This window comes from Synechocystis sp. LEGE 06083 (genome assembly GCF_015207725.1).
Classification (GTDB): Bacteria; Cyanobacteriota; Cyanobacteriia; order Cyanobacteriales; family Microcystaceae; genus Synechocystis; species Synechocystis salina.
The window spans coordinates 1-17,776 of the sequence record NZ_JADEWJ010000048.1 but is presented as its reverse complement, the minus strand read 5'-3'; the positions used below and the strand labels follow the sequence as shown (position 1 = coordinate 17,776).

Here is a 17,776-nt window from a genome sequence, read left to right as displayed (position 1 = left end):
AGGCTAGACCGGCCACCAACAGATAAGCGGAAAATTTAAGCCGTTCCGCCGCCGCTCCGGAAATAATAGTGGTGGCAGTGCCACAGAACATGGCTTGGAAAAGAAAAAAGACCGCTAAGGATGGCTTCTCGCCTACACTGACAAAGTTATAGCCCTCTCCCCACCAACCCCCCTGGGAGAGCCCAAACATGATGCTGAAGCCAAATGCCCAAAAAAGAGCAACGGAGATACCAAAGTCAGCAAAGTTTTTAATGGCGACGTTAATACTATTTTTGGAACGGGTTAGCCCCGACTCCAAACACATAAAACCAGCTTGCATAAAGAATACTAAGCCAGCACAGAGCAAGACCCAGAGTGTATCGATGGAGGTCATGGTGTCAGGGCCGCCTCTTGCCAACGGGCTTTGAGTTGTTTGCGCTTAAACTGATACTGTTCGGCAAAGCGGGGAATTTCGGAACGATGGCCGATGACAATTATGGTGTCGTTCTCGTTCAAAATTTGGGAAGGGTGGGGATGGAGAATAGTACTACCGTCAGCCCGTCGTAGGGCAATGACAATGAAAGCTCCCTTACTGCGGACTTCCATTTCCATAATGGTACGACCCATGGCGGGGGAATCCGGCGCCACAATTAATTCGTCCATTTGCACTTCTACGCTGGCCAACAGATCATTTAAAAAGCCCCGTTCATCGGGCCGATGGAGAAAATCCCGGCGATTTGACTGGGTAATTAAATCCGCCATCTGAATGGCCCCCACTGTGAGGGGTAAAATCACCTGGTCTGCCCCGGCGAGCCGTAATTTTCTCTCTGTTTCGGGAATTTCTCCCCGGGCCAAAATGGTCAAACGGGTGTTAAGTTCCCGGGCGGTCAGGGTAATAAAAACGTTGGTGGCATCTTCGGGCAATACGGTGGCTAGGGTTTGGGCTTTCATTACCCCCAGCATTTGCAGTTGTTCTTCCCTGGTGGCATCCCCACAGTGGGCCAGATAACCCAAGGATTCGGCGATCGCCACTTGGCTTGGTTGATTATCAATGATGCCAAAGGGCAAACCGGACTGCTTCAATTGCTTTGCCAATACCTGCCCCATGCGCCCAAAACCGCAAATAATCGTGTGGTCAGTCAAATTGGCAATTTGCCGTTGCCGTTGTTGATTCCCCAAAGCCCGATGGATTTCTCCCTCCGTCACCATTTGCACAAATGCTCCGACAATATAGACCGCAGAGGTGGTGCCCGCTAGGATAACCCCCATGGTGAATAACCTTTCCGCCGGCGTTGTGAGGGGACGTACTTCCCCATAGCCCACCCCAAAAACGGTAATTACCACCATGTACACCGCTTCCGTCGTTGTCCAACCAAAACAGATGTAGCCCAAAGTGGCCAAAACTAGGGTGACAGCGAAAAACAATACCCCCAGCTTGAGCCGTTGATTGGAATTCTGCATAGTTAAACGGAACAAACGGCGATCGGCAAAGCCTAGGGACAGAAAAACACCGTCCGTATAGGCAGTTTATCAACCCTGACCTGGAAAATTGTGGCGAGGGACACTAAATTCCCAATTCCCCTTTGTCACGAGAGTAGCTAGGATTATGGAGAATTTACTCAATTTCCCAAAAGTTAACTGTCAAGACGGTGTCAATGTCAGACTCCCATGGCCACAAGTCAGGAAAATTAAACTCGGCATAGTCATCACGAACCGTTTCTAAGGCAAATTCCCAAGCTAAATCAAAGGACTGCTCCCAAATTGATTTCAGACTGGGGGAGGCTTTAATCTCAAACCTAATCTGGCGGCGCTGTTCTCGGATGGTCCGCTCCCAACCATTATATTCTTGGGGCATACCCACATAAATTCGCTTGAGTTAGTGCTCCAGCAAAGTAGCCAAGCGCTGTCTCAGTTCTCGCTTTTGCGATCGCCCTAAATCTGCAATCTCCTCAATTAAATTTTCCACATCTAGATGTTCAAAATCCCTGGCTTTCAGTTGGGCGATTATTTCTTCAGTCCAAAGTAAATAATCAATTTCATAGAGGGTTGTTGGCTGTATAGCAGTTTGCGTCATGGCATTAACTCCAGATAAATTATGAAAAAACGCAAATCTCGGCAGCAATTTAGCCCTACTTTAAATTACTAACTTTATTCACATTAAACTCACTAACTTAGCCTGTATTCATTTAAAATGGCAGTCATGGGTTGTGGCAATTCCAACCAGTCTTTAACTGCTGAAAAACAAAAGGGTGAACCTAAGCAGATTCTGGTTTAGGTAAGGAAGAGGGGTGGAGCAACAATTCTGCTGTAGAGCGTTTTTCCACCATTTCCCTCGTGATCAAACAGTGGGTTAAATCTTCCCGGGAAGGCAACTCATACATCACGTCCAGCATCAATTCCTCCACAATGCCCCGTAACGCCCTCGCCCCGGTTTTGCGACGGTGGGCTTCTGTGGCGATCGCCCGCACCGCATCGGGTTGAAAATCCAACTCAACATGGTCCATGCCCAGCAAAGTTTGGTACTGCTTCACAATGGCATTGCGCGGCTGGGTCAAAATAGCAATCAGGGCATCCTCATCCAGGGGGTTCAGGCAGGCCATCACTGGAATCCGACCGATAAACTCAGGGATTAGACCAAATTTGACCAAATCATCTGGCTCTGCTTGACGGAGCACATCGGCAGTGCGCTTTTCCTTGCTGGGTCCCTCCCCTGGGCGCACAAAACCCATGGATTTTTTGCCAAATCGTTGTTCAATCACTTTCTCTAAACCTACAAAGGCCCCACCGCAGATAAAGAGAATATTACTAGTATCAATTTGAATACAATCCTGGTAAGGATGCTTTCTGCCTCCCTGGGGCGGCACATTGGCCACCGTTCCTTCCAACATTTTCAGCAAAGCCTGCTGTACCCCTTCCCCCGACACATCCCTAGTGATAGAGGGATTTTCACTTTTGCGGGCAATTTTATCAATTTCATCAATGTAAATAATACCCCGTTGGGCCTCCTCCACATCCAAATCCGCCACCTGGAGGAGTCTTAACAAAATATTTTCCACATCCTCCCCCACGTAGCCCGCTTCCGTCAGGGTAGTGGCATCGGCCACGGCAAAGGGTACTTCTAATATCTTCGCCAGGGTTTGGGCTAGCAGGGTTTTACCGGAGCCCGTGGGCCCCACCAGGAGGATATTCGATTTTTGTAATTCTACCGCCTCGCCGGGATCCGCTTCCTGATTGCGCTCCAGCAGGTTTAAGCGTTTGTAATGATTATAAACAGCGACGGAAAGTACCTTTTTGGCCTCATCTTGGCCAATCACATACTCATCCAAGTACTGTTTGATCGCCGTGGGCTTGGGTAATTCCTCCAGGGTGAGGCGACGGCGGGGCTGGCTAGATTTTTTCGGCTTTTGGCCTCCCCCTTCCCTTTCCCCAACTGTGGCAGGGGGAACATCCAACAACTCCTCATCTAAAATATCGTTACAGAGTTCCACACACTCGTCACAAATATATACACCAGGGCCAGCAATTAATTTGCGGACTTGCTCCTGGGATTTGCCACAAAAAGAACATTTCAGATGGGAGTCGTATTTGGGCATAAAACTAACCGAGGGAGGTGACGGGGGTAGTGGGATCGGGAAGATTGGGACGGTAAATTACCTGGTCGATGAGGCCATACTCCTTTGCTTCCTCCGCAGACATAAAGAAATCCCTTTCCGTATCTTCCTGGAGTTTCTCCATGGGTTGGCCGGTGTGTTCCACCAACATAGTGTTAAGACGATGTTTGATGTACAGAATTTCCCTGGCCTGAATTTCAATTTCCACTGCTTGACCCTGGGCTCCCCCTAGGGGTTGGTGGATCATGATACGGGAACTGGGCAAGGCCATGCGTTTTCCCTTACAGCCACCGGAAAGCAAAAAGGCTCCCATGCTGGCGGCTAGCCCAAAACAGATGGTGACCACATCGGGGCGGATCTGTTGCATGGTGTCGTAGATAGCCAATCCCGCATAGACCGAGCCTCCTGGGGAGTTGATGTAGAGTTGGATATCTTTTTCCGGATCCTCTGCGTCTAAGAATAATAGCTGGGCCACAATGGAGTCCGCCACTTGGTCGTCCACGGGGGTGCCCAAAAAGATAATTCTTTCCCTCAGCAGACGGGAGTAAATGTCGAAGGATCGCTCCCCCATGCCAGACTGTTCCACCACCATGGGAACAACGCTTTGGATGTTATTGCCCCCTAGGGTGCTGAGGGGGGAACGGTAGGGAGAATGGGAGTTGACCATGGGTTCGGTACGGAGAAGGTAGGGGAAATTAAGAAAAAAGCGGACGGCGATCAAACTAGCGTCCAAGGGTAGGGGAAAGAAATGATTTTTCCCTTGCTTTGCTTTAGGTTAACTCAACTTTGTTGCTGACATGGTCTCATCTTACCTAGATTTACCTGAGCCTTGGGGGGTAGCCGTCCTAGGGTCGGGAGGGCAGGAGGTTAGTCTGCCCTGTCAATTTGCCAACTCCAGGGATTTTTCTCTCTGGTTTACGGAAGCCCAGCACGGGACCCGGACCCAGACCGAAAGTGTGAGTTGGGGCAGTGGACCCTAAGCTTCGGAGGTGGCTTCCACGTCAACGGTGATTTCGTCTCCGTCGTCGTCCTCAGTTTCTTCCGTTTGGCTGAGGCTACCTTCGGGCAATAGTTCGATGGTGGCCCACTCCTTGAGCCGGTCTAGCACTTTATTTTCTATCAGGGAACTTTCCACAAAGCTTACCAGCCGGTCTTCGTCGATCTTTTCTCCCTTGAATTCCTGACGGAGTTCGTCGCAGCGTTCCTTAATTTCCGCTTCGGTGGGCTCAATTTTTTCATCCTTGGCGATCGCCCCCATCATCAGTTGGGTTTTCAGGTTGGCGATCGCCTCCGGACGGGAATTGTCCTTGAGGGTTTGGAGCATATCGTCCCCTTGGCGGAAGAGCTGGGAAACATCCAGACCCATGCGTTCTAATTCCATGGCAGTTTGGGCCACCAGGCGATCGCACTCCTGTTTGATCATGGTTTTCGGTAAATCCCCGGTGAACAGTTCCCCCAATTTTTGCTTAATGGCGGCTTTAATATTGTCATCGGTGCGCTGTTTGGCCTGGTCTTGGAATTGCTTCTCCAGATCTGCCCTCAGTTCATCCATGGTTTCAAACTCGCTGACATCTTCAGCAAAGTCATCGTCCAATTCGGGTAGTTCCCGGAATTTAATTTCCTTGAGCTTAATTTCAAACAGCACGTCTTCCCCGGCCACCGCTTCTAGGGGGTAGTCTTCAGGAAAAGTAACCGGAATGAGCTTGATTTCGTCGATCGCCATGCCGTCAATGCCATCCACAATGCCGGTAACAAAACGACCTTCCTCCAGGGCCACTTCAAAATCGGAACCCTTCACTTCGGCGATCGCCTCTCCGGCTTGGCCATCTTCCGCCACTTCAAAAGCGGCATAGTCCACAATGGCCACATCCCCCATGGCCGCAGGGCGATCTTCCACCGGCACTAGGGTAGCCCGTTTTTCCTGTTCTCCCTTGAGCCACTGGTCAACAGCATCGGCACTATACTCAATTTCTTCCGCCTGGGCGGTGATTTTTTTATAGCTTTCCGCCTCATACTCCGCTTCGGGGAACACATCCGCCGCCACTTTAATGGTGAGGGACGCATCGGGGTCGAAGGTCTGGATCAAGTTCTCCATGTCCGAGCGCAGGGAAAAATTGCCGATGATGGGCAATTCCTCTTGCTTGACAGCCGCCTTAATACTGTCGTCGATCAACTCTTCAATGGCCGTGGCCTTAATGTAGCTTTGTCCCAAACGCTGGATCACAATGGCCCTGGGCACCTTACCCCGACGGAACCCAGGAATATTAACGGTGCGGGTTAACTTTTTGACGACGTTCTCGTAAACCTTTTTCGACGCTGTGGCGGGAATCTCAATTTCTAGCCCAACTTGACTATCTGGCAATTTTTCCTGGGTAACTTTCATTGATGGGAAATCTCGATGGTGAAACAATGGGGGCAGTGGGCACTAAGTTCACCCCTGGAGGGCTGGGAAGGACTACAGAAATTGGTCTGTGGGCCCTTCTACCCGTGCTATGCTAGGTTCACTTAGACCGAGGGAAATGTTTCCCTTCTAGCCCCGCAACGCAATGACTCGGGGAAGACCTGTGGCGGTCAACCCAATTGATCATAATATAAGCCGGGTGCCATTTTTCCCTAGGGCAAGAATCTTTTCCCGCTGGGCCCATTGTTCCATGGGTAAGTCTTTCCGCCGTGGTGGCCACCCAGACCGGTTTGAACAAATTGGGCAAAATCAATAATTTTTCTAGCTGGACAATTCAATAATGGCCTTGCTGTTTACCGGGAAATGCCCTGCGCCACAACCTATTTTTTCTTTATCTTGCTGATTTTTTGCCCCAATGACTTTGACCAACTTGGCTGGATTGAGCGGTTTAATTGAGCTTAATGCCACTGTCTGAGCACCTTGTCCATCTTTTGATCCTGATTAGCTACTGGAGGAGTAAGCCTTGCCATCACCGATACGCGTTGCCATCCTGGGGGCCACTGGGGCCGTTGGCACAGAATTACTGGAGCTACTGGCCAGCCGGAATTTTCCCCTGGCGGATTTGAAACTGTTAGCATCGCCCCGTTCTGCGGGGAAAACCCTGGAGTTTCGGGGGGAAAAGTTACCGATCCAGGTGGTGGACGGGTCAGTCTTTAAAGACTGTGACCTGGTATTAGCCTCCGCAGGGGGTTCCACCTCCAAACGTTGGGCCGAGGAAATTACCAAGGCTGGAGCGGTGATGGTGGATAATTCCAGCGCTTTTCGCATGGTGCCGGAAGTGCCCCTCGTGGTGCCCGAAATCAATCCCGAGGCGGCCCAAAATCACCAAGGCATCATTGCCAACCCCAACTGCACGACAATTTTAATGGGGGTGGCCATCTATCCCTTGCACCAAATTCAACCCATTCAACGCATTGTGGTAGCCACCTATCAGTCCGCCAGTGGGGCTGGGGCCATGGCCATGGAGGAAGTCAAACACCAAAGTCGGGATATCCTGGCAGGAAAAACTCCCCAAGCCGAAATTTTGCCCTATCCCCTAGCGTTTAACCTCTTTCCCCACAATTCCCCCATCACAGACAATCATTACTGTGAAGAGGAAATGAAAATGGTGCAGGAAACGCGGAAAATTTTCGCCGCCGAGGAGATCAGAATTACGGCTACCTGTGTGCGGGTACCGGTGCTCCGGGCCCACTCGGAAGCGGTTAACTTGGAATTTGCCACGCCGTTCCCGGTGGATTTGGCCAAAACGGCGATCGCCAAGGCCCCAGGGGTAAAACTGGTGGAAGATTGGCAAAAAAATTATTTCCCTATGCCTATAGATGCTACCGGCCAGGATGATGTGTTGGTGGGGCGGATTCGCCAGGATATTTCCCACCCCAATGGTTTGGACCTGTGGTTGTGCGGTGACCAGATTCGTAAAGGGGCGGCCCTCAATGCGGTGCAAATTGCCGAACTGTTAGTGGAGCGGGGTTGGCTGTAGAATTTTTCCAAACCCACCGATGGTCACTTACCCGTTGCCCTTTTTCCGTTGAGATAGTCTATGGCTGATTTTGTGAACGCTTCCCCCTTTGGCTCTGTGTTAACTGCTATGGTCACCCCCTTTAATGCCGATGGCGGGGTGGATTATGGGGTAGCGGAAAAATTGGCTGACCATCTTATTACCCATGGCAGTGACGGCCTGGTGGTCTGTGGCACTACGGGGGAGTCCCCCACCCTTTCCTGGGAGGAAGAACATGAACTGTTTCGGGTGGTTAAACAAACCGTCGGCGATCGGGGCTCCGTCATTGCCGGCACCGGCTCCAACTGCACCAGGGAGGCCATGGAAGCAACCCAGATTGCGGCCAAGTTGGGGGTAGATGGTTCCCTCCAAGTGGTGCCCTACTATAACAAACCGCCCCAGGAAGGTTTATTGGCCCATTTCCAGGCGATCGCCCGCTGTGCCCCGGAGTTGCCCATGATGTTGTATAACATCCCCGGTAGAACGGGCCAAAATTTGGCTCCGGAAACGGTATATCGTCTGGCGGAAGTGGAAAACATTGTGGCCATCAAAGAAGCCACCGGCAGTTTGGAACAGGCTTCCCTGATCCGGGCCCATACCCCGGAGGATTTTGCTATCTATGCCGGGGATGATGTGCTCACTTTACCCCTTTTGGCAGTGGGAGGGGCCGGGGTGGTCAGCGTGGCCAGCCATCTCGTTGGCGATCGCCTCCAGACCATGGTGCAAAACTTTGCCCAGGGAGCAACGGCCCAAGCCCTCGAAATTCATCTGCAGTTAATCCCCCTATTTAAAATTCTCTTCTGCGCCACCAACCCCATCCCGGTCAAAACGGCCCTAGGACTCCAGGGTTGGCCCGTGGGAGCCTTCAGACCCCCCCTCTGTGCCCTGTCCTCTAGTCACACTGAACAACTACAAGCCGTACTAAGGGATTTAGCCTTACTTCCCTAGGGGAGAGAAGCCGGGGATAACTGTTGGGTCAACCGGAGGAAAATAGACTGGATGAAGGGGGAAACTTGACCTTGGTCATGGCAGTCAGAGGATGTCAATGACGGACCACAATAATTTTTGATCAATTACCATCACCCCCATTGCTAAAACCCAACCCAATGTTGATAATTTCTCTATTTTTTTCTCAGCATAGGTACTTATCTGGAGAGTATGTGCTAGAATGGCATGAACTTAAGAGCGAAGTAAGTTTTTCAATTCCGTCCAAACCTGAATAGATAATCCATCCTCTATGCAAGCTAGTTCATTACACCGATTAGCTACCGGCTTTAGCGTCTTCTTCCAATTTTCGACAGTTTCCGAGTCCAGGATGAGCTAAGTTTTTCCCAATCAGTATTCCTTGCAGCCCTCCAGCACTAGAGTTTGCTCTCTCCCCAATGGCTTCAGAGACCACAAATACATTCACTCCCTGGGACGTTGCCAAAATTCGATTCTGCCCATCCCTATTCCCCAAGAAATAAGGTGGAATACTAACCCAAAGATTGAATTGCATCGGTCATTTGCTGGTCACTTAGCCCCACTTTTGCTCTACTCAAGCCTCAGTTTTTTCTTTGATTTCTTCAAGTTGTGCCGCAACTGTTGATTTTCCCTAGCTAAATTACAACGTTTTTTTATTTACATTATGGCTAAAAATACCCAAACCCCTACCCTTAAAATTCTTCCCCTTGGTGGCCTGCACGAAATTGGCAAAAACACCTGCGTCTTTGAGTACGACGATGAAATTTTACTGCTCGATGCTGGGCTCGCTTTTCCCACCGATGACATGCATGGCGTCAATGTTGTACTGCCCGATATGACCTATTTGAGGGAAAATCGCGAGAAGATCAAGGGCATGGTGGTTACCCACGGCCACGAAGACCACATTGGTGGCATTGCCTATCACCTCAAGCAGTTTGACATTCCCATTATCTACGGCCCCAGGCTAGCCATGGCCCTACTACGGGACAAGCTGGAGGAAGCGGGCATGCTGGAGCGCACCAATTTGCAAACCGTCTCCCCCCGGGAAATGGTGCGTTTGGGTAAATCCTTTGTGGTGGAGTTTATCCGCAATACCCACTCCATTGCCGATAGTTACTGTTTGGCCATCCACACGCCCCTGGGGGTAGTGATGCACAGTGGAGATTTTAAAATTGACCATACCCCCATTGATGGCGAATTTTTTGACCTGCAAAAGGTAGCGGAATATGGCGAAAAAGGCGTGCTTTGTTTACTGAGCGACTCCACCAATGCGGAAGTGCCGGGTATCACCCCCTCCGAAGCCTCCGTTATTCCCAACCTAGACCGGGTTTTCTCCCAGGCGGAAGGTCGTTTGATGGTGACCACCTTTGCTTCTTCGGTGCACCGGGTCAATATTATTCTCAGCTTGGCCCAAAAACATCAGCGGAAAGTGGCTGTGGTGGGACGGTCGATGCTCAATGTCATTGCCCATGCCCGTAAGTTGGGTTACATCAAATGCCCAGACAATTTATTTGTGCCCTTGAAGGCGGCCCGCAATTTACCTGACCAACAACAGTTAATTTTAACCACCGGCTCCCAGGGGGAACCCCTTGCGGCCATGACCCGAATTTCCAAGGGAGAACATCCCCAAATTAAGATTCGCCAGGGGGACACGGTGGTCTTTTCGGCCAATCCCATCCCCGGTAATACCATTGCGGTGGTCAACACCATCGATCGCCTGATGATGCAGGGGGCCAATGTAATTTACGGTAAGCACCAGGGCATCCATGTTTCTGGCCATGCTTCCCAGGAAGAACACAAAATGTTGCTGGCCCTCACCCGACCCAAGTTCTTTGTGCCTGTGCACGGGGAACACCGTATGTTAGTCAAACATTCCCAAATGGCCCAAGCCCAGGGCATTCCCAGTGAAAACATTGTCATTGTCAATAATGGTGATGTAATTGAACTGACCGGCGATCGGATCCGGGTGGCGGGACAAGTGCCTTCCGGCATTGAATTGGTGGATCAGGCGGGGATTGTCCACGAAAGCACCATGGCGGAGCGGCAACAAATGGCCGAAGACGGTTTGGTGACAGTGGCGGCGGCCCTGAGCAAAACTGGTACATTGTTAGCCTATCCGGAAGTCCATTGCCGGGGCGTGGTGATGACCATTCAGCCTAATTTGCTGGAAGAACTGATTGTGCGTACCATCGAAAATTTCCTGACAGAGCGGTGGTCAGAGTTCACCCATGGTTCCAACGGCTCCACGGAGGTTAGTTGGAATGCTTTGCAAAAAGAATTGGAGTCCAGCCTGCAACGACTAATCAAACGGGAACTGCAAAGTAGTCCCATGGTCTTGTTGATGTTACAAACTGACACCCCCATCGAATTGGATCAGGTACCCCAAAGCGTCAGTGTTGCTTCTAGCACTCCAACACCCCGTAAAAAAGTGGTTCTTACTAAAACTCCAGAACCGAAAGTGAAAGTCAAACCGGAGAAAAAAGTGGTTACCACTGCCGAGCCTAGCGGCCAGCCGGTCAGCGCCACCAAGGTTTACCGTCGTAGTCGCAAGCGCTCCACTACTTCTGTTTCTTCCTAATATCTATTATTGTTTTGGCTGGGGTTCTATCCATTGGACCCTGGCCAATTTCTTTGTAAGTCCGGTAATTGTCGAGCAAAATTAATGTCCACTGTGATTCCCACTTCCCAAGAACCTGTCACCCTCCCCAATGAAATCCTGGAAATTTCCATTAGCATTGCTGTCAAGGAGTTAGACCCCAGCCTAGTCAATGAACAATTTTTGAAGTTCAGTGGCATTGTGCCCAACGAATGGGAGTTGAACCAACAGCCGGTGGTGAGTAAAGCTGGCTCCCAATTGGTGTTTAAGAATGGACTCAGCATTGTCGCCCAGCCCCGTTCCCTGACGTTTTTAGAAGGGATGAACGATAAAACGGCGGAAGTGATAACCGTGGGTAAAGTCGCCAGTGCCTTTGTCGAAAAATTACCCAATGCCCAATATAACGGTGTGGTGGTAACCCCCAAATGTTTAATTCCCCTGCCGGATCAAAACGACGGTGCCCGGAAGTTCATCACTGGTACTCTACTGGCATCCGGTTCCTGGCAAGATTTGGGCAAGGCCCCTGTGCAGGCGGCGGTGGAATTCACCTATCTTTTGGAAGGCTGTCAATTTAACCTTAAAGTTAATCAGGCGACCTTGCAGATTCCCGATCGCCAGGCGGTGAGTGCGTTGTTGTTTGCCGGTAATTTTAACTACAGCTTGAACAATCCCAATCCCCAAGAACGGGTCAACGTGGCCAGACAGTACATTGAGGCGTGGCAATCTGACTTGGATACATTTCGGGCTATTGTCCACGAAAAATTCTTGGCTGAGCAACAGCCCCAAACGGTTTTTGGTTAATTAATTCTCTTTGTCTTCCAGTTTCAGACCAGGAAGTTAACCAGTAAAAACTCATACTTTATCCATGGATACCAAGCCCCCTCGACAACGATTAATCGGTTTGACAGGGGGCATTGCCACGGGAAAAAGTACCGTCTCAGACTTTTTAAACCAAAAGTATGGCGTTTCCATCCTTGACGCCGACCTTTATGCCCGCCAAGCAGTGGCATCTGGTTCTGGGATTCTCTTGGCGATCGCCAGGCGTTACGGCCCGGAAATTGTCGATCAACGGGGACAATTAAATCGGCAAGCCCTGGGGGAAATTATTTTCAATAATACCCAGGAAAAACAATGGCTGGAATCCCAAATTCATCCCTTTGTTAAACAATGTTTTCAGTCCGCCCTAGCCCAATTAGAACAGGAGCAAACGGTGGTATTGAGTATCCCCCTATTGTTTGAAGTCCAGTTAACGCATTGGGTGACAGAAATTTGGGTAGTTACCTGTGGCCCGGCGCAGCAAATAGAAAGATTAATTCAGCGCAACGGTTTGACGGAGGCACAGGCTTTGGCCCGCATTGCTAGTCAGATGCCTTTAGCGCAAAAAATTGCCCAAGCGGATATGGTGCTGGATAACTCTGGACAAATTGCTGACTTAGAATCACAAATTGTAGAGGCCTGGAGATCGTTATTTTAAACGGGCATCCTCAACAGATTGATATTGCAAGAGTGCCCCAAAAATTGAGACTGGCCAGGCCTTCTTTCCGGTTAGCTCCCGCTAAATTACGCCAATATTATCAGCGGCCAAAGTCAAAATTAAGTCATTGTAATCCCGGTCTGACAAGCCAGAGTTAACGGCAATATCTTCAATGCCAATGGTGAGCCTGCCCCCCATACTGCCAAAAGTTTGAAACTGGGCTGCTCCTCCTGGATTGGCAGTGGAATAGGAACTAAAGGCAGCGTTAATGTTGTCCTGGGGTAATAAGAGAACACCATAGTTGGCAGTGGAGTCGAGTCCTAAGGCAAAGCCCTGGGTGCCCTGAAAAGCTGGCAATTGGGCCGCCGAGAACACTAAACCTTCATTTTGGGCCTGGGTAAAAGCGGCGGCTAAGTAACCACTCTGCCCCGGTAAAAGGCCATTGACTGCCCCAGTTAAATCGTCAGTACGATAGAAAGCCAGTCCGTTTTCATTGCCCGCCAGACGACGGACGGTGAGGGGCGCCGATTGCCCGGCAAAATTAGTATTAGTGCCCGTATTGGGTAAGCTAAAACTAGCAGTGATTCCCCCGGCAAAGGTGGCTGTGGCATTATTTCCTTCCACCATCAAACCGTTTAAAGCTAATTGATTACCGCCACTGTCCTGGGCAAAGGGAGTCCAGGTGCCAGTGCCAATGGATTGCACTGCCGTGGTACCAAAGGCCTGCCCTTCAGAAGTGAACCAATTACTGCTCGGATCATCGGAGTACACTTTGTCCACCGTCAAAACATTGGCGCTACTAGCTTGGGCATCACTAAGCACAGTGAGACTAACAGTGCCGTTGGTTAAGCCAAAGGTAAAAGTGCCCCCGGCGCTATCGGTACGGGCCACAGTTAAATCGGTAGTTTGGGTTAAGGAAAAACTATTGGCTCCCACTGCTTGACTGACTAAACCATTAATCCAGCCATTGGCAATTTGGTTTTCGCCTAAATTATTATCTACCCCTTGATTATTATTAAATGTGTTGTTTGTGGAAGGACTATTGAGAAAGCTGTAGCCATAGCCCTGGTTGGTTTGGGATTCATTCCCGGTTAAATTGTTACCCCCACTGCCGACAATGGCGAATCCGTCGCTGTCATTGCCTTGGGAAAAATTATTAATTAATTGGTTGCCAGTGCCCGTTGTGTTGACGGTAAAACCAAAGCCATTATTATTTATGGCGATTACCTGGGGATCATTATCGGGCAACTCTGGGCTGGGTGCACCTCCAATAATATTGTTGAAAGCTTGATCTGTAATTAACAAACCTCCTAAACCATTGCCAAGAGGTAAATCAGTATTAAATCCCCCTCCTATCTGTGAATTAATAACAGTATTATTATGAGCCCGATCAGCAATGACTAAGCCGTAACCCTTATTGGCGGAAAAAAGATTAATGGGGAGGGCAGAAGGGGTTTGGCTTTGAAAACCGCCAATGAAGTTGTTGTTAGCATTGCCACCGATCAAAACACCATGGCCACCGTTGGGTAATGGACTGTCGCCAAAAGTACTAGTGCCAGCAATATTCGGATCAATTGTTACTCCCGTAGCGTTCCCCGTGAGATGAATCCCATGGCGAACATTACCGGAAAACGCATTGGTTCGCAGGGTATTATTGCCCCCGGTGGAAGTAATTAAAATGCCGTCTTGACCGTTTGGAGCAATAGTACTAAAAGCAAATAGGCCACTGAAGGTATTGAAAGAGGTAAACCCGGTAACTTCGTCTTTTACTTCCACGCCGTTGAGGGTATTACCGGAAGTTACATTACCCAGGGGAATTATGCTCCCGAACCGAGTATCGCGGGAAGTTCCCTCCACCATCACACCGTTTAAACCATTGCTAACAATGGTGGCGTTATTAGCTCCAGCGCCAAAAAAGTTGGCATGGACGATAGTATTATCAGCATTGGTTAAACGCAGACCGTTACCGCCATTACCACTGACAACGTTGTAGAAAACAAAAGGATTTTGACTTACAGTTGTTCCTAACAAAAAGTTGTTGTCAGCTTCATTAATGGCGACGCCATCAGCTCCATTACCTAAGGCAGAATTACCATCAGCCACAGTGCCAATGAAGTTCCCCGCTAGGGTGTTAAATTCCGATTGTTGGTCAATTAAAACACCGTTGCCCGTATTGCCAGAAATTAAATTTCCCTGGGGAGGAACAACGAATTTAACTGGGCTCCCATCTCCAAAAGGCCCCGCATCCACGGGATTATTGCCCCCGGTTTCAAAACCACCAATGAAGTTATTGCTAGAGCCTTGGGTAACTAAAATGCCGTTGAGGCCATTGCCTAATTTGATTTGCCCCGTTACATCTGTCCCGATGTAGTTCATCGAGATAACGAATGCCATTGCCTTGGTTTCCGGAAATAACATTGGAAAGCTGAAACTGTCCGCTGACACTGCTGGTAGTACCAATCAAATGTTGGCTCGTTTGAGTACCGAGAAAAATGCCATTTCCCTGGTTTCCCCTGGCGGTCTGGCCATCTAAATCGACACCAATATAGTTACCCTGAATAGTGATGTTATCAACTTCAACGGTAACTCCATTAGTACTACTATCGATAATCCCTAGACCAAGGAGTTGGGACCCTGCAGCACTATTGCCATTGAAATTAGTAAATTTAAGACCAGGATTATTGTTAAAGTTAATCGCTACTAGGGGATTGCCGTCGAAACCTGGGGCGGTGGTGCCGTCTATGGTTAAAGTATCGATAATGTCCGGCAGGGCAGAAAGTAGATTAATCGAACCAGTGACAGCAAAGCTAATTACATCAGCGCCAGGGTTGAGGTTGGCATCTAAAATTGCTTGTCGTAGGGAACCAGCGCCAGAATCGTTAAGATTCGTAACGGTAAAGCTTGCCATAATTTTGATACCAAAACCTTTGTTTAACTGTACACGGTTTTCCTTCCAGGTCTAAACCCAATTAGGCGATCGCCGGGGCGAAAACTGGACTAAGATTAAGTGCCGCAGAAACAAATCGAGATCTATGCCGTCAGTGGGGGTAAATCGCCAGAATTTGAACATTTTAGCTGCTACCACATTTAGCGTTTTGCCCCTACAATAAGACTCCCCGCACACTAGATATGGAGTCTTGTTCCGGCAAGACCGATGGCAGAATGAATCACTTGCAAGAATGGCGGCAAAGTTGTGTAGATGACCAACTGACCCGTCTTAATGTTACTCCCCTGCTGGGGGATGCCCCCGCCCAACATTTGCTTTATGCCGATGCCATCCAGCGTCGTAATGATGGCCGGGTTAGTGATGGTCTGTTGAAACGTTATGCCCACATCGCCGCGGGGGGCTGGTGGTGTTCTGGCATTGATTTATTGTCCGGGGAGAAAGATCTATGGGGGTGTTTTAAACCTGATCGCCCGAGACAGGATGGGGAAAGCAGTAAAACTATTAAATATGAGCATCCCCCCAAAACCCCCACAGGAATTTTTGCCCTGCGGGTGCCCCTTCATCTTTGGGAAAGGATTGCCACTAAAGCAGGGGTAACCCTGACAACGGAGGATCAAGATCCAGACCAGCCGGATTTAGGCTTTTGGCAATGGTTAATGGGCCATCCAGAAATTCCCTTGGTGATTACGGAGGGGGCCAAAAAAGCCGGGGCTTTGCTCACGGCCGGCTACGGGGCGATCGCCTTACCGGGAGTCCACAACGGTTACCGCACCCCCCGGGATGAGCAAGGACAACGCATCGGCAAATGTCAATTAATTCCGGCCCTGGGCAAATTAGCCACTCCCGGCAGACAAATTTTGATTGCCTTTGACCAAGACAGTAAACCTAAAACCATCCAACAGGTGAATTTAGCCATTCAACGATTGGGCTATCTGTTCAGCCGTCAGGGCTGTGAAGTCAAGGTTCTGCAATGGGAGCACCACCTTGGTAAAGGGATCGATGATGTGATTGCTAACCAGGGCAGTGATTATCTGCAACAGTTGGCTAGTAAAGCTCTGCCCCTGGAAATTTGGAAAGCCCACCGGCTCAATCGCCTCACTCATAACCGGGGCGTGGAAGTGGAAGCTCGCTATTTACCGCCCCTGACCATTCCCGCTACGGAAAAATTAATTGCCCTGCGATCGCCAAAGGGCACAGGCAAAACCGAATTTCTGGTCCGCATTGTCCGCCAGGCCCAGGCTGAACACAGGCCAGTGCTGGTAATTGGCCACCGCATTCGTTTAGTACAAGAACTCTGTCACCGTTTTCAATTGCCCTACGTAGGGGATTTACCCTCTTCTCCCCTGGCTCGCCAAAGGGGTTTTGGTCTATGCATCGACTCCCTCCACGGCCACTCCCAAGCCCAGTTTGACCCGGAACAGTGGCAAGATTGCCTGATTATTATCGACGAAGTGGAGCAAGTGCTCTGGCACGGACTTAATTCCGACACCTGCCGTCGTCAGCGGGTGGCTATTTTGCGGAACCTCAAGCAACTACTGCAACATAGCCTAGAAGGAGAAGGACAAATTTATGTGGCCGATGCGGACTTAACCGATGTTTCCCTCGATTATTTGATCAGTTTGAGCGGTATTCCCCTCCAACCCTATGTGATCCGTAACCATTGGCAACCGGGGGCAGAAGAGGCTTGGCCCATTTATCACTTTGGCGAAAACGATCCCAAGCAACTGGTCAAACAACTGTTACACCATATTCGGGAAGGGGGTAAACCGTTCGTTTGTTTATCTGCCCAAAAGCTCACCAGCGCCTGGGGCACCCGCAACCTGGAAGCCTACCTGAAAAAACAGTTTCCCGATCGCCGTATTTTGCGCATTGACGCCGAATCCCTGTCCGATCCCCACCATCCAGCCCATGGCAGTTTAACTAACCTCAATCAGGTGTTGGCCGACTATGACATTGTGCTCAGCAGTCCGGCGGTGGAAACCGGGGTCAGCATTGACCTGCAGAACCATTTCACCTCTGTTTGGGGTATTGCCCAGGGCATCCAAACCGCCACTTCCGTTTGCCAATCCCTCGGCCGCATCCGCCAAAATATTCCCCGTTATCTCTGGGCTGCTAGCTATGGCTTTAACCAAGTGGGCAATGGAGCTACGGCCATTAGCAAATTCCTCACTGCCGGTCATCGCTTAACGGAGGTCAATATCCGTTTACTGCAACAGTCTGACTTGGATAATTTAGACGACTTAGACA

Annotated in this window: 12 protein-coding genes and 2 pseudogenes; 6 read left to right on the top strand and 8 right to left on the bottom strand. The window is 49.9% G+C overall.

Annotation, left to right across the window (positions count from 1 at the left end; all coding sequences use genetic code 11):
- The 6 genes and pseudogenes from IQ219_RS05790 to tig form a co-directional block, all read right to left on the bottom strand.
- Window positions 1–373 (bottom strand): annotated as a pseudogene (locus IQ219_RS05790) (ammonium transporter); the annotation flags it as partial.
- A complete protein-coding gene (locus IQ219_RS05785) occupies window positions 370–1,440 on the bottom strand; it encodes a TrkA family potassium uptake protein (RefSeq protein WP_194072009.1) in 1,071 nt (356 codons plus the stop codon). The gene IQ219_RS05785 and the pseudogene IQ219_RS05790, both read right to left, overlap by 4 nt.
- Before the next feature lie 154 nt (window positions 1,441–1,594).
- A pseudogene (locus tag IQ219_RS05780) lies at window positions 1,595–2,053 on the bottom strand (DUF29 domain-containing protein).
- Window positions 2,054–2,234: 181 nt separating this feature from the next.
- Window positions 2,235–3,572 (bottom strand): ATP-dependent protease ATP-binding subunit ClpX, encoded by a 1,338-nt coding sequence (gene clpX / locus IQ219_RS05775; protein ID WP_194072008.1) that lies wholly within the window; start codon window positions 3,570–3,572, stop codon window positions 2,235–2,237.
- Window positions 3,573–3,576: 4 nt separating this feature from the next.
- On the bottom strand, window positions 3,577–4,257 hold the full coding sequence (gene clpP, locus IQ219_RS05770; protein ID WP_194072011.1) for an ATP-dependent Clp endopeptidase proteolytic subunit ClpP: 681 nt from the start codon (window positions 4,255–4,257) through the stop codon (window positions 3,577–3,579).
- 309 nt (window positions 4,258–4,566) lie between these two features.
- Entirely contained in the window at window positions 4,567–5,973 is a 1,407-nt protein-coding gene (gene tig, locus IQ219_RS05765; protein ID WP_194072007.1) for a trigger factor, read from the bottom strand.
- A gap of 541 nt (window positions 5,974–6,514) precedes the next feature.
- Here tig and IQ219_RS05760 point away from each other — a divergent pair.
- The 5 genes from IQ219_RS05760 to coaE all read left to right on the top strand — a co-directional run bounded on the left by IQ219_RS05760 (window position 6,515) and on the right by coaE (window position 12,582).
- Window positions 6,515–7,531, top strand: coding sequence for an aspartate-semialdehyde dehydrogenase (locus IQ219_RS05760; RefSeq protein WP_194072006.1), 1,017 nt, complete (start codon window positions 6,515–6,517; stop codon window positions 7,529–7,531).
- Between the two features lie 60 nt (window positions 7,532–7,591).
- Entirely contained in the window at window positions 7,592–8,497 is a 906-nt protein-coding gene (dapA, locus tag IQ219_RS05755; protein ID WP_194019117.1) for a 4-hydroxy-tetrahydrodipicolinate synthase, read from the top strand.
- Window positions 8,498–9,176: 679 nt separating this feature from the next.
- Window positions 9,177–11,090 carry a ribonuclease J gene (locus IQ219_RS05750; RefSeq protein WP_190595505.1) on the top strand — a complete coding sequence of 638 codons (1,914 nt, stop codon included), beginning with the start codon at window positions 9,177–9,179 and terminating at the stop codon, window positions 11,088–11,090.
- A gap of 84 nt (window positions 11,091–11,174) precedes the next feature.
- Window positions 11,175–11,909 carry a hypothetical protein gene (locus tag IQ219_RS05745; protein ID WP_190595507.1) on the top strand — a complete coding sequence of 245 codons (735 nt, stop codon included), beginning with the start codon at window positions 11,175–11,177 and terminating at the stop codon, window positions 11,907–11,909.
- A 64-nt stretch (window positions 11,910–11,973) separates the two neighbouring features.
- Window positions 11,974–12,582 carry a dephospho-CoA kinase gene (gene coaE, locus IQ219_RS05740; RefSeq protein WP_194072005.1) on the top strand — a complete coding sequence of 203 codons (609 nt, stop codon included), beginning with the start codon at window positions 11,974–11,976 and terminating at the stop codon, window positions 12,580–12,582.
- An 81-nt stretch (window positions 12,583–12,663) separates the two neighbouring features.
- Here the strand turns inward: coaE and IQ219_RS05735 are convergent, their stop codons facing one another.
- Window positions 12,664–14,976, bottom strand: a complete 2,313-nt coding sequence (locus IQ219_RS05735; protein WP_194072004.1) for a right-handed parallel beta-helix repeat-containing protein — start codon at window positions 14,974–14,976, stop codon at window positions 12,664–12,666.
- Window positions 14,876–15,490, bottom strand: a complete 615-nt coding sequence (locus IQ219_RS05730; protein WP_194072003.1) for a hypothetical protein — start codon at window positions 15,488–15,490, stop codon at window positions 14,876–14,878. The genes IQ219_RS05735 and IQ219_RS05730 overlap by 101 nt, the downstream gene beginning before the upstream one ends.
- Before the next feature lie 254 nt (window positions 15,491–15,744).
- Here IQ219_RS05730 and IQ219_RS05725 point away from each other — a divergent pair.
- A partial coding sequence (locus tag IQ219_RS05725; RefSeq protein WP_228016737.1) for a plasmid replication protein, CyRepA1 family occupies window positions 15,745–17,776 on the top strand: 2,032 nt, incomplete at its 3' end.